The organism is Nonomuraea sp. NPDC049269 (genome assembly GCF_043197155.1).
Lineage (GTDB): Bacteria > Actinomycetota > Actinomycetes > Streptosporangiales > Streptosporangiaceae > Nonomuraea.
This window is the reverse complement of record NZ_JBICSO010000009.1, coordinates 463,098-475,697: the sequence shown is the minus strand read 5'-3', so window position 1 is coordinate 475,697 and position 12,600 is coordinate 463,098. Positions and strand designations below refer to the sequence as shown.

Below are 12,600 nucleotides of genomic sequence, written 5' to 3'. Positions count from 1 at the left end.
CGTGCGGATCAGGCGTCCAGATCAGGAAACGCCGCCCGGCGTGGCCAGGCCGGTCTCATAGGCGAGGACGACCGCCTGCACGCGGTCGCGCAGGCCCAGCTTGGTGAGCACATTGCCGACGTGCGTCTTGACGGTCGTCTCGCTGACCACCAGCTTCCTGGCGATCTCCGCGTTGGACATCCCCTTGGCGATCAGCCGCAGCACCTCCAGCTCCCGCTCGGTCAGCCGGTCGAGCCGGGCCGGGGTCGCCTGCTCGTACGCCGACGGCAGCCGTTTCGCGAACCGGTCCAGCAGCCGGCGGGTCACGCTCGGCGCCACGATCGCGTCGCCCGCCGCCACCACCCGGATCGCCTGCACCAGCTCGTCCGGCGGCACGTCCTTCAGCAGGAACCCGGACGCCCCGGCCCGCAGCGCCTCCACGATGTACTCGTCCAGGTCGAACGTCGTCAGGACCAGCACCTTCGGCACGTGCGCCGTCGGCGCCGCCTCGCGCACGATCCTGCGCGTCGCCTCGATGCCGTCGACCCCGGGCATCCGGATGTCCATCAGCACCACGTCGGGCAGCAGCGCCCGCGTCTGCTCCTGCGCGTCCTTGCCGTCACCGGCCTGCCCCACCACCGTGAGGTCGGGCTCGGCCTCGAGTATCAGGCGGAACCCGGTGCGCAGCAGCGGCTGGTCGTCCACCAGCAGCACTCTGATCGTCATGGTGAGTCCTTCAACGGAAACCTCGCGCGCACCTCGAAACCGCCCCCCGGTCGCGGACCGATGCTGAGGATTCCACCATAGAGGGCAACTCGCTCACGAATGCCCACCAAACCATGCCCTGGCTGCCCAGAAAGGCCCGCCGCACCCCGCCCGTCGTCCTCCACCCGCACGTCCAGCTCACGCGGATCATGTCGTACGGTCACCACGGCCTTGGCGCCCGGCCCCGCGTGCCGCAGGCTGTTCGTCAGACCCTCCTGAATCAGCCGGTAGGCAGCCAGATCAACCCCGGCGGGGATCGGCCGGGCATCGCCCTCGACCGACAGCCGCGTGGCCAGCCCCGCCTCCCGCATCTGCTCCACCAGCGCCGGCAGGTCCTGCATCCCCGGCTGCGGCCCCAGCTCGGCACGGGCGTCGGTGCGCAGCACGCCCACGATGTTGCGCATCTCGGTCATCGCCATCCGGCCCGTGTGCTCGATCGCCGACAGCGCCTCGCGCGCCAGATCGGGATCGGAGGCGAGCACCCGGCGCGCGGCCGCCGCCTGCACCGTCATCACGCTCACGTGATGGGCCACGACGTCGTGCAGCTCGCGGGCGATCCTCGACCGCTCCTCGGCCCGCGCGGCCCGCGTGTCGGCCGCGGAGGCGCGCTCCAGACGGGCCGCACGGTCCTTCAGCTCCTCCAGATAGGCGCGGCGCAGCCGCAGGCTCCGCCCGGCCCCCCAGACCGCCAGGAGCACGATGAGCACCACCAGGTGCTCACTCCAGTTGCGGCCGGTGATCGGAGTCACCGTCCCGGCGAGCGCGTAGGCGAGGAACGAGATCAGCAGCGCGCCCAGCGCCATGGCCAGCCCGCGGTAGGACGCCACCGAGTACAGCAGCACCAGCCCCGCCACACCCGCCGCACCGGCGCCATAGCCGAGCGCGGTCAGCAGGGTCTCGGGCACCAGCCCGGCGCACAGACCCGCCAGCGGCCAGCGCCTGCGCACCGCGACCGGCGCGCACGCCAGCGCCACGAGCACGGCGCCGAACGGGTCGGCGCCCCGCATCCCGTCGATCGCCAGCCCGCCCGGCTCCAGCCAGGCCGAGTCGGAATAGAGGAAGAGCCCGACCGAGGCCGCCGCCAGCACCACGGCGAGCACTGTGTCGTGGAACATGGCCCGGTCGATGCGCACGCTTCACTGTAGGCCCAGGTGAAAGCCCGGAACCTCCTCCCAGGGGAGGAGAGCCGGCCTCCTACAACTCGTCCGTGGCCGCCCGCCGGTTGCTCCTGACCGTGTCGCCCGGCTGCCGGTCGGGCACCGGCGGCGGCGTGCCGCCGAACTCCGGGCAGAGCGCCTGATAGTCGCACCAGTCGCACAGCCGGCTGCGCCGCGCCCGCCACTCACCCGACTCCAGCGACCGCTCGATCGCCGTCCACAGCGCCCGCACCTTGCGCTCGGTGGCCAGCAGGTCATCCTCGTCGGGCGCGTAACGCAGCACCTCGCCGCCGCCACCCAGGTAGACCAGCTGCAGCAGCCTGGGCACCGAGCCACGCAGCCGCCACAGCACCAGCGCGTAGAACTTCATCTGGAACAGCGCCTTGGCCTCGAAGTCGGGGCCCGGCGCGCTGCCGGTCTTGTAGTCGACGACCCGCACCTCGCCGGTCGGCGCCACGTCGAGCCGGTCGACGTAGCCGCGCAGCATGAGGCCGCCGTCGAGGACCGCCTCCACATAGAGCTCCCGCTCGGCGGGCTCCAGCCGCGTCGGATCCTCCAGCGTGAAATAACGCTCCAGCATCGACCGCGCCTGAGACAGCCAGGTCGCCTGCTCGGCGTCGTCGGCGAACATCTCCGCGTAGTGGGGGTCGTCGGCCAGCAGCCGCTCCCACTGGGGCGCCAGCAGCTCCAGCGCCGCCTCCACCGACCGGCGCGGCGCGGGCAGGTCGTACAGTCGCTCCAGGACCGCGTGGATCACCGTGCCGCGCACGGCGGCCGGTGAGGGCTTCTCCGGCAACTGGTCGATCACGCGGAAGCGGTAGAGCAGCGGACAGGTCATGAAGTCGCCCGCCCGGGAGGGGGAGAGGGCTCCGATGATCACCGGTTCGGTCAACGTCATGCACCGCACTCTAGGTCAAGAGCCCGACAGAATAGGGGCCGCGAAGCGGGGATCACCCTATCCGGCGCGTAGCATCAAGGCAGCGACAGCACGTATTGGACGGCAAGGAGCGCGGTGAGCGAGCAGAGCCCGCAGCAAGAATTTTCCGGTCTTCGGATGGGAAAGCCGTTCGGCATCCCGGTCTACGTGTCGTGGACGTGGTTCATCGTCGCGGCCTTCATCACCTGGATGTTCGGTGACCGGGTGCGCGCCATGCTGCCCGAGCTCGACGCCACCGCCGCCTACGCCGTCGCCTTCGTCTTCGCCGTCCTCCTCTACGTCTCGGTCCTGCTGCACGAGCTGGCCCACAGCGTGCTGGCCAAGTCGTACGGCCTGCCGGTCCGCCGGATCACCCTCTACCTCCTCGGCGGCGTGTCGGAGATCGAGAAGGAGCCGCCGACCCCCGGCAAGGAGTTCATGGTCGCGGCCGCCGGCCCCGCCCTCTCGCTCGGCCTGGCCGGGATCGGCCTGGCCGCCGACGTCTACCTGGTCAACGGGGGCGGCATCCCCGAGGTGCTGATCTGGCAGCTCTGGGTGGCCAACCTCATCGTCGGCGTGTTCAACCTGCTGCCCGGACTACCGCTCGACGGCGGCCGGATGCTGCGCGCCGGAGTCTGGAAGCTGACCAGCAACGCCGGCTCCGGCACCGTCGCCGCCGCCTGGGGCGGCAGGGTGCTGGCCGTGCTGCTGGTCGTGTCGCCGTTCGCCATGTCGCTGATGAGCGGGCAGGAAGTCGACCCCCGCGACCTGCTCTGGCCGCTGGTGCTGGCCTCCTTCATCTGGCTCGGCGCCACCCAGTCGCTGCGCGTGGCCCGCATCCGCGCCAGGATCCCGCAGGTCAACGCGCGCACCCTGGCCCGCAGGGCGATCCCCGTCGCCGCCGAGACCCCGCTGTCGGAGGCGCTGCGCCAGGCCGCCGAGAAGCGGGCCGGCGCCCTCGTCGTCGTCGACCACGAGGGCCGCCCCGTCGCGATCGTGCACGAGGCGTCCGTCCAGGCCACCCCCGAGCACCGCCGCCCCTGGGTGAACGCCGGCTCCATGGCCAAGTCCCTGGAGCCGTCCATGGTGCTGGCCGCCGACCTGACGGGGGAGGCGCTCATCGACGCCATGCGCGAGGCCCCCGCCGGCGAATACCTGCTCGTGGAGCGCGGCGGCGAGATCTACGGCGTGCTCGCCACGGCCGACGTCAACCGCGTCTTCAGCGGCGTCTGATTTGTCCCACTCGTATATGCGGCAGCCCCCGGCTAGTGTCGTGTCCAGTGATCAGGCGATTCCGGATCGCACCTGGCGGTTCGAGGATGCGACGACTGGCCGATAGTGTTCTGTTTGGCCTACTCGCACACTTGAGAGGTTTGTTGCGGTCCACCGGTTCACCGAATCGAGACGGGGCGGCCGCGACACCGCCTCGCCGTATGGGGTATGCGTATGGCTGGTGGCCGTCACGGCAGTGCGGATGCCGTGATACCGCCGGCTTCCGGGGAGGAGAGTTGAGTGACCGAGCGCAGCGAGGGCACAGATGAGCGCAGCGCGGTCATCATGAAGGAGGAGTCATGACGGGCCAGGGCTTCGGGGCGGTGCGTCCGCTTCCCGGAGATGGGCTGGTCGCCTATCTGGGCGGGCTGTTGCTGGTGTGCGACGCGGCCGAGGCCGCGGCCGACGAACTTCTCAAGGCACTGCGCGAGACGGCCGACGCCGGGGGCGACGGCCGGGCGCTGGCCAGGCGCGCCGCCCAGGTGCTCGCGGCCAACATGACCGGCGACCCCGCTGACTGCGCGGTCGCGGGACCGGTCGGCGACGGCGTGGCCGTCCTGGTCAGCGGCTCCGCGTCGGCCACGGTCACCACCGCGTCCGGTGAGACCCGGCTGGCCGGCAGCGACTCGCTGACCTGGGCCGACCGGCTCATCAACGGGCCGGTCCATCGCGTCCGGCTGAGCCTGCCCGGCGGCGGCGAGCCGCACCCCGCGGTCCAGTTCGACGGCGGCGTGGTGCACGGCGGCGGGCTGGTGGGCGACTTCGGCGACGTCCCCGAGCGGGCCCCGGCGCAGTCCAGGCCATTGACCAGCGAGCTGCCCAACACGGCTCTGCACTTCGAGCCCGAGCTGGTGGTGCCGCCTCCGGTGCAGATGGCACCTTATCCACTGTCGGGCAACGACCAGCCCGCCACGCCCTCGGGACCGCAGCCGTCCTCAGGCCCTCTGTTCAACCCCCAGCCTCCGTCCGGGCCTCAGCCCCAGCCCGTGCTGGAGCAGCCGCCGTTCCTGTCGGCGGTCCCCGACCCACCGCCCCCGGCCGAGCAGCCGAGCGGGTTCCCGACCTACGACGAGCCCGCGCCGGCGCTCTCGGGCAACGGCACGATGCCGGAGCAGTACGAGCAGCCCGCCTCTCCCTACGACCAGCCACGCGATGCGTACGACCAGCCGCGTGAGCAGTTCGACCAGCCCCGCGAGCACTTCGAGCAACCACGCGAGCACTTCGAGCAGCCTCGGGAGCTGTTCGAACAGCCGCCGCCTCCGCCCGCCCAGGAGGAGCACGGCGACCGGCAGCTCGTCTACGGGGTCGACTGCAAGAACGACCACTTCAACGACCCTCGCGTGCCCTACTGCGCGGTCTGCGGCATCGCGCTCGTCCAGCGCACCCTCGTGCCGTACAAGGGGCCACGGCCCCCGCTCGGCGTCCTCATCCTCGACGACGGCACCGCGCTGCCGCTGGAGAGCGACTACCTCCTGGGACGCGACCCCGAGCGCGCGCCGGAGGTGGCGGGCGGCACGGCCAGGCCCGCCAAGGTGACCAGCCCCGACGGCTCGGTGTCCCGCAGGCACCTGCGGGTGGCGCTCGACGGCTGGGACGTCAACCTGGTCGACCTCGGCTCGGTCAACGGCACCCAGATCCAGCCGCCCGGCGACCCGAACTTCTACGACATCCCGCCCAACGAACCCGTCACCATCGTCCCGGGCACCACCGTTCGCGTCGGCGTCTCCCGCACCATGCGTTTCGAGGCCCACCGGGGTTGAGCCCTCTTCCGGAACGCCCGCTCTCCTCTGGGGGTGCGGGCGTTCTTTCGTGAGTCGCTGCTGTGCGGGCGGGCGGTGTTTCTACGCATACGCCGGGCATCGGTCACCCGCCTTCCCGGGGACCCGCCCTCGGTCACCTGCCTCCCCGGGGATCCGGCCCCCGGGTCACCCGCCTCCTTGGGCGCAAGCTCGCTGGGGACCTGCCCTCGGCTACCCACCGACCAGGGCTGAGGGCCTTCAGGGGGCAGCCTTCAACTCTGCCATGCCGGGGTGGCGGCCGGGCGCTGCGGGGCATCCCGCTCACGACGTAGTGGCGCGCTTGCCTGGGTGTCGCATCGCTGAGGGCCGCGCGGGCCCCTGCTTCCGGGAGGCGCCTCGGACATGGCCGGGGCGTTGTGAGCGTGCCGGGGGTGTGGTCAGGATGCCGTGCGGGTGAGGTAGGCGTCCACGAGGTCGTCGACCGGGAGGGACAGGTCGAGCGCGAGGCCGCGTTCGTCGGGGCTGAGCGGTTCGAGCGCCGCGAACTGGGAGGCCACTAGCGATTCGGGCATGAAGTGCCCGGACCGGCCGGCCACCCGTTTCCTGATCATGTCGACGTCGCCGTCGAGGTGCAGGAAGCTCACCTCGGGCGCGGCCTCCCGCAGCAGGTCGCGGTAGCGGCGCTTCAGCGCGGAACAGCCCGTCACGGCCCCGGTGGCGGCGTGCTCGGCGAGCCAGGCGCCCACCGAGCGCAGCCACGGCAGCCGGTCGGTGTCGTCGAGGGGTGTTCCGGCGGACATCTTGGCGACGTTCGCCGGGCTGTGGAAGTCGTCGGCGTCGGCGAACGGCACCCCGAGGCGTTCGGCGAGCGCGGCACCGACCGTGGACTTGCCGGATCCCGTCACCCCCATCACGACGATGAGTGGCGGGCGGCCTGCGTCGTCCATACGGGGGAACCTCTCGAGCTCGGCTGCGCGCCAGACTAGACAATTAACATCATATCAACCAAGCGGGACCGGCGAATAAATCATACTTTTGGCGCCGATTCGTGTGAGGATAAGGCTGTGGGAGTCGCGGACGAGAGCCTGCACGGCGCCGTGCTCGGCAAGCTGGGCGCCCTCGTGGTCGCGGGCGAGTACGCCGCCGGGCAGGTGCTCAGGACCGAGCAGCTGGAGGCCCGGTTCGGGGTGTCGCGCACGGTCGTGCGCGAGGCCGTACGCGTGCTGGAGTCCATGGGCCTGGTCAGCAGCCGCCGGCGCGTCGGCGTCACGGTGTCGGCCCGCGCCTCCTGGAACCTGTTCGACCCGCGCGTCATCCGCTGGCGGCTCGACAGCGGCGAACGCGAATCGCTGCTCCGCTCCCTGTCCGAGCTCCGCCTCGGCGTCGAACCCGTAGCGGCCGCCCTCGCCGCCGCCCACGCCACGCCCGAGCAGTGCGGCCGGTTGACCGAGGCGGTCATGCGGATGGCCGTCCACGGCAGGGCCGGCGACCTGGAGCCCTACCTGGCCGCCGACATCGTCTTCCACCGCACGCTGCTCGAGGCCTCGGGCAACGACATGTTCGCCGGCCTCTCCACGGTGGTGGCGGAGGTGCTGGCGGGCCGTACGCACCACCGGCTGATGCCGGCCTTCCCGGAGCCGGCGGCGATCCGCCGGCACGCGGAGGTCGCCCAGGCGGTCCAGGCCGGTGACCCCGCGGAGGCGCGACGCGCGATGCGCGACATCGTCGAGGAGGCGACGCACGCCATGCTCGGCTCCGACGGCTGAGGCGCCGATTCTCCCGATGCCGGATCAGGCGCTCGATGCGCTATTGATGATGGGCACTCGCCGTTCTGCGGGGCGGCACGATGTCCATTCATCGCCGATTGTGTAAGACGCGCCCATGTACGAACTAGACGGTCCGTATAAGTCGGTTCAGTGCCGATCCGGCTGTTATTAGACCTTCCGGGCGCGGTGTCCAGGTTCTGCAGAGTATTGATCACCGGGGTGGCGCTGAGCAGCGCGGACGGTGAGGATCCGAGGCTCCGACCAAGGTGTGCGAAAGCACGCGTCAGCGCACTTCTAATCATTTTTAGGTAAATATCGCAAAAAGGCGGTCAGGTCTACCACGGCGCCACTCAAACGCGAGGGAAAGCCTGAACGCCGCGTAACAGGCGTACCGCGGCCTCCAGCCCGCTGGCGGCCTCCAGAGCCCGGCCCGCGGCGGTGGCGAAGCGGCTCAGCAGGTGCTCGTCCGGGTCCCCGAACCGGCGCCCCGCCACCCACAGGAACGCGTGGTCCCTCGTGGCGAGCGGCAGCGGCATGGCCAGGAAACCCGGCTCGCCCATCGACGGATCCGGCACGATCAACACCGGGCCGGACGCCGAGACGAGCGTCTTGAGCACCCCCGACTCCTCCAGCCACGGGCGTACCCGCAGCGGATCGACCGGGGGCGCGTGCACGTGGACGGCGTGGGCGACCTCCCGAAGAGCGTCCACCCGGACGAATCCCGCGTAGGCCGTTCCGGTGACCGCGGCGGCGGTCCGGCTCAGCCTGTCGATCAGTCCCGCGGAGTCCAGGCAGGAGAACGAGGCGATGAGTTCACGCATGGCGACGTCGACACGGTTGTAAGGCATCGCTGTATCCCTCGGCGGAGGGGAGAAAGAGATCGCGCGGCCCGATCACGCGTATCTCAGGGGCGGTGACCCTGAGTCTCGCCGTCGGCGTGTCACTTGACCAGCCCCCAACTGGAAATCGGAATTTTCAGTCACCGGGGACGCAGACGGAGCCACTCCAGCTCGTCCGCCCGGGTTCCGTCCTCTCTGGGGAACAGCTCCCGGTGCGTCGACTCCCGGACGAACCCGGCCCGCTCCAGCACCTGCTGCGAGGGCTTGTTGCCCAAGTCGGTCCCGGCCACGATCCGGTGCAGCGCGGTGTTGGCGAACGCCCAGTCCACCAGCAGCCGCACGGCCCGCGTCATGAACCCCCTGCCCCTGAACTCCGGCAGCAGCGAATAGCCGATCATGCCCTGCCCGATCATCGGCTGCACCTGCACCAGTTGCAGGTGCCCCGCGAACTCCCCGGACACGGCGTCCCTGATCGCCAGCTCGACCCGCTGCCCGGACACCCACCAGTAGCCGGTGTAGCGGCAGCGCCGCTCGTTGTCCGCCAACGTCGTGCGCGGTCCGAACGCGTAGGCGGCCACGCTCGGCTCCCCCATCATCCGGTGGAAGTCGGCGGCGTCGGCCACCTCCATCGGCGCCAGTCGCACCACCCCGTCGCTCAGCTCGCCGCCGTCGAAGAACGGCAGGTACGGCTCGGCCGCCACGCCGGGGTCGCGCCGGATCCTGGCGAGCGTGATGATGTCGGTGCGGTGCCCGTCACGCATGACCTTGGCGTCACGCCTGCGCCCCTCCTCCTGGAAACCGGCCTTGAAGGCGACCCGCAGGCTGGCGATGTTCTCCACCGCGGCGCTCAGCTCCACGCGCTCGACGCCATGGTCGAACAGCCAGTCGGTCACCGCCCGCGTCGCCGTGGTCACCACGCCCTTGCCGCGTGCCCACGGCGCGGCCAGATAGCCGATCTCGGCCACGCCCCAGGGATCGGGCGGCCGGACGCCGATGGCGCCGACGTAGTGGCCGTTCTCGGTGATCGTGAACTCGGCGCCGCCCTCCGCCCACTTCGCCTCCGCCGCACGCAGGTAGTCACGCGCGTCCTGCAACGTGTACGGCGACGGCAGCACGTACAGGAACCGGGCCGTCACCGGGTCGTCACACGCGCGCACGATCGCCTCGGCGTCGGAATCGGCGGGGCGTCGCAACACCAGGGAACCTGTAGAGATCACTTCGCGCGGAAACATCCCTCATAGATATCGCGCGTCGAGGCGTGCTCGAAAGCCCTATAACCTTGCGGCCATGGGTTTCCGCAGGCATGGGCCGTTTCAGGCGGGGGATCAGGTGCAGCTCACCGACCCCAAGAACAAGCGCCACACGATCACGCTCAAAGAGGACGGCGTCTTCCACACGCACAAGGGCGCCATCCCTCATAGCGAGCTGATCGGGCAGCCCGAAGGCTCCGTGGTGCGCTCCTCCGGCGGTACCCAATACCTCGCGTTCCGCCATCTGCTCCAGGACTACACTCTGGCCATGCCGCGCGGCGCCGCGGTGATCTACCCCAAGGACGCCGCGCAGATCGTCGGCATGGCCGACATCTTCCCCGGCGCCCGGGTGATCGAGGCCGGCGTCGGCTCCGGCGCGCTGACCTGCTTCCTGCTGCGCGCCGTCGGACCCGAGGGCCACGTCACCTCCTACGAGCGGCGCGAGGAGTTCGCCGACGTCGCGCGCAAGAACGTGGAGAAGTTCTACGGCGGCTCCATGGACGACACCTGGCGGCTCGTCGTCGGCGACCTGGTCGCCTCGATCGACGAGGTGGACGTCGACCGCGTCATCCTCGACATGCTCGCCCCGTGGGAGTGCGTGGACGCCGCCGCCAAGGCCCTCACACCGGGCGGGGTCATCTGCTGTTACGTGGCCACGACCACCCAGATGTCCAAGACCGTCGAGGCGATTCGGGATCACGGGAGTTTCACGGAGCCTCATGCGTGGGAGACCCTGGTTCGCGACTGGCATGTCGAAGGGCTCGCCGTAAGACCGGATCATCGGATGATCGGCCACACCGGGTTCCTCGTCAGCGCCCGCCGCATGGCGGACGGCGTGGCGCCGCCGCCACGCCGTCGACGACCGAAGGGGACCACCGAGGAACTATGACAATTTGGCTACGAGGCCGCGTTGGTGCGTGACACGGGAACAGATCGTCGTGTTCAGATGCTGGCACTGTTAAACGCACTATTAGGGATTATTCGCCGAACACAGATTGTCACACGACGAACACTGCCCGGCCAGGTTACGGAGGGGCCCGAGATAGGTAAGGTCCTAAGTAGTCGCCCTCGACTGGGAAGGAGGTGACGGGGCGTGGCAGCTCGCGATGATGCTGAGGCTCGAGCCGCGCAGCGCGAACGGGAGGTCGCTGATCTTTCAACACAGGTCTCCTTCCTCCAAGAGGAGATCACCGCGCTGAGGCGGAAGCTGGCCGAGTCACCCCGTCAGGCCAGAGTCCTTGAAGAGCGTCTCCACGAGGCGCAGGCGAACCTCGCGGCCGTCACCGGCCAGAACGAGCGCCTGGTCGCCACACTCAAGGAGGCCAGGGACCAGATCGTTGCCCTCAAGGAAGAAGTCGACCGGCTGGCGCAGCCGCCATCCGGGTTCGGCACCTTCCTCGAGGCCAGAGAAGACGGCACGATCGAGGTGTTCACCGGCGGCCGCAAGCTGCGGGTGAACGTCAGCCCCGCCGTCGACGTCGAGTCGCTCAGCCGTGGCCAGGAGGTCATGCTGAACGAGGCGCTCAACGTGGTCGAAGCCCTCGGCTACGAAGAGGTCGGCGAGATCGTGATGCTCAAGGAGCTCCTCGACCAGGGGCAGCGCGCACTGGTCATCTCGCACGCCGACGAGGAGCGCGTGGTGCGGCTCGCCGAGTCACTGGTCGGGCAGCCGATCAGGGCGGGCGACTCGCTGCTGCTCGAACCCCGCTCGGGCTACGTCTACGAGCGGATCCCCAAGTCCGAAGTCGAAGAGCTCGTGCTCGAAGAGGTCCCCGACATCTCCTACGAGGAGATCGGTGGCCTCATGAGGCAGATCGAGCAGATCAGGGACGCCATCGAGCTGCCCTACCTGCACGCCGACCTGTTCCGCGAGCACAAGCTGCGCCCGCCCAAGGGCGTTCTGCTCTACGGCCCGCCCGGCTGTGGCAAGACGCTCATCGCCAAGGCTGTCGCCAACTCCCTGGCCAAGCAGGTCGCGGAGCGCACCGGCCAGGAAGGCAAGAGCTTCTTCCTCAACATCAAGGGCCCCGAGCTGCTCAACAAGTACGTCGGCGAGACCGAGCGGCACATCCGCCTGGTCTTCCAGCGGGCTCGTGAGAAGGCCTCAGAGGGCACCCCGGTGATCGTGTTCTTCGACGAGATGGACTCGATCTTCCGCACCCGAGGCTCCGGTGTCTCCTCGGACGTCGAGAACACCATCGTTCCCCAGCTGCTGTCGGAGATCGACGGCGTCGAGGGACTGGAAAATGTCATCGTCATCGGCGCCTCCAACCGCGAGGACATGATCGACCCGGCGATCCTGCGGCCCGGCCGCCTGGACGTCAAGATCAAGATCGAGCGGCCGGACGCCGAGGCGGCGAAGGACATCTTCTCCAAGTACCTCATCGCCGAGCTCCCGCTGCACCCCGAGGACCTCTCGGAGCACAGCGGCTCCCGCGAGGCCACCATTCACGGCATGATCCAGAGCGTCGTGGAGCGCATGTACACCGAGAGCGAAGAGAACCGCTTCCTCGAGGTGACCTACGCCAACGGCGACAAGGAAGTCCTCTACTTCAAGGACTTCAACTCCGGCGCGATGATCCAGAACATCGTCGACCGGGGCAAGAAGATGGCCATCAAGCAGTTCCTGGAGAGCGGCCAGAAGGGCCTGCGGGTGCAGCACCTGCTCACGGCCTGCGTGGATGAGTTCTCCGAGAACGAGGACCTGCCCAACACCACCAACCCGGACGACTGGGCCCGCATCTCCGGCAAGAAGGGCGAGCGGATCGTCTACATCCGCACGCTCGTGTCGGGCAAGCAGGGCGCGGAGGCGGGTCGGTCCATCGACACCGTCGCCAACACCGGCCAGTACCTGTAAGAGGCTGCTGAGAAGGGCCGCGCGGATCTCCGCGCGGCCCCTTTTCACGTCCGGCTTCGT

General features: G+C 69.8%; 11 protein-coding genes. 5 read left to right on the top strand and 6 right to left on the bottom strand.

What is annotated here, in order from left to right; translation table 11 throughout:
• Positions 1–21: 21 nt before the first annotated feature.
• From ACGFNP_RS45405 to ACGFNP_RS45395, 3 genes are all read right to left on the bottom strand, one after another.
• On the bottom strand, positions 22–705 hold the full coding sequence (locus ACGFNP_RS45405) for a response regulator transcription factor (RefSeq protein WP_219528487.1): 684 nt from the start codon (positions 703–705) through the stop codon (positions 22–24).
• Positions 702–1,877, bottom strand: coding sequence for a sensor histidine kinase (locus ACGFNP_RS45400; protein WP_393329210.1), 1,176 nt, complete (start codon positions 1,875–1,877; stop codon positions 702–704). Before ACGFNP_RS45400 ends, ACGFNP_RS45405 begins: the two co-directional genes overlap by 4 nt.
• Before the next feature lie 61 nt (positions 1,878–1,938).
• Positions 1,939–2,799 (bottom strand): RecB family exonuclease, encoded by an 861-nt coding sequence (locus tag ACGFNP_RS45395; protein ID WP_358324481.1) that lies wholly within the window; start codon positions 2,797–2,799, stop codon positions 1,939–1,941.
• Positions 2,800–2,955: 156 nt separating this feature from the next.
• Here ACGFNP_RS45395 and ACGFNP_RS45390 point away from each other — a divergent pair, with 156 nt between their 5' ends.
• On the top strand, positions 2,956–4,050 hold the full coding sequence (locus ACGFNP_RS45390; RefSeq protein WP_358324478.1) for a site-2 protease family protein: 1,095 nt from the start codon (positions 2,956–2,958) through the stop codon (positions 4,048–4,050).
• Between the two features lie 338 nt (positions 4,051–4,388).
• Complete coding sequence (locus tag ACGFNP_RS45385; protein WP_358324475.1) at positions 4,389–5,849, top strand: FHA domain-containing protein; 1,461 nt, start codon at positions 4,389–4,391, stop codon at positions 5,847–5,849.
• 416 nt (positions 5,850–6,265) lie between these two features.
• Here the strand turns inward: ACGFNP_RS45385 and ACGFNP_RS45380 are convergent, their stop codons facing one another.
• Positions 6,266–6,775, bottom strand: a complete 510-nt coding sequence (locus ACGFNP_RS45380) for a gluconokinase (protein WP_358324472.1) — start codon at positions 6,773–6,775, stop codon at positions 6,266–6,268.
• A 117-nt stretch (positions 6,776–6,892) separates the two neighbouring features.
• On the opposite strand from ACGFNP_RS45380, the gene ACGFNP_RS45375 reads away from it, so the two are divergent.
• Entirely contained in the window at positions 6,893–7,594 is a 702-nt protein-coding gene (locus ACGFNP_RS45375) for an FCD domain-containing protein (protein ID WP_358324470.1), read from the top strand.
• A 350-nt stretch (positions 7,595–7,944) separates the two neighbouring features.
• Here the strand turns inward: ACGFNP_RS45375 and ACGFNP_RS45370 are convergent, their stop codons facing one another.
• The gene (locus ACGFNP_RS45370; protein WP_393329208.1) at positions 7,945–8,442 is read right to left on the bottom strand and encodes a hypothetical protein; all 498 of its coding nucleotides are present in this window, start codon (positions 8,440–8,442) and stop codon (positions 7,945–7,947) included.
• Between the two features lie 131 nt (positions 8,443–8,573).
• Complete coding sequence (locus tag ACGFNP_RS45365; protein WP_358324464.1) at positions 8,574–9,629, bottom strand: GNAT family N-acetyltransferase; 1,056 nt, start codon at positions 9,627–9,629, stop codon at positions 8,574–8,576.
• A 91-nt stretch (positions 9,630–9,720) separates the two neighbouring features.
• On the opposite strand from ACGFNP_RS45365, the gene ACGFNP_RS45360 reads away from it, so the two are divergent.
• Positions 9,721–10,572, top strand: coding sequence for a tRNA (adenine-N1)-methyltransferase (locus ACGFNP_RS45360; protein ID WP_214636355.1), 852 nt, complete (start codon positions 9,721–9,723; stop codon positions 10,570–10,572).
• A 204-nt stretch (positions 10,573–10,776) separates the two neighbouring features.
• Positions 10,777–12,540 carry a proteasome ATPase gene (arc, locus tag ACGFNP_RS45355; RefSeq protein WP_219528479.1) on the top strand — a complete coding sequence of 588 codons (1,764 nt, stop codon included), beginning with the start codon at positions 10,777–10,779 and terminating at the stop codon, positions 12,538–12,540.
• Positions 12,541–12,600: the final 60 nt, after the last annotated feature.

Bases quoted from the DNA above. Each gene is read 5' to 3' on its own strand.
- ACGFNP_RS45380 (WP_358324472.1), bottom strand. From the start codon at position 6,775: ATGGACGACGCAGGCCGCCCGCCACTCATCGTCGTGATGGGGGTGACG.
- ACGFNP_RS45395 (WP_358324481.1), bottom strand. From the start codon at position 2,799: ATGACGTTGACCGAACCGGTGATCATCGGAGCCCTCTCCCCCTCCCGG.
- ACGFNP_RS45405 (WP_219528487.1), bottom strand. From the start codon at position 705: ATGACGATCAGAGTGCTGCTGGTGGACGACCAGCCGCTGCTGCGCACC.
- ACGFNP_RS45360 (WP_214636355.1), top strand. From the start codon at position 9,721: ATGGGTTTCCGCAGGCATGGGCCGTTTCAGGCGGGGGATCAGGTGCAG.
- ACGFNP_RS45370 (WP_393329208.1), bottom strand. From the start codon at position 8,442: ATGCCTTACAACCGTGTCGACGTCGCCATGCGTGAACTCATCGCCTCG.
- ACGFNP_RS45385 (WP_358324475.1), top strand. From the start codon at position 4,389: ATGACGGGCCAGGGCTTCGGGGCGGTGCGTCCGCTTCCCGGAGATGGG.
- ACGFNP_RS45390 (WP_358324478.1), top strand. From the start codon at position 2,956: ATGGGAAAGCCGTTCGGCATCCCGGTCTACGTGTCGTGGACGTGGTTC.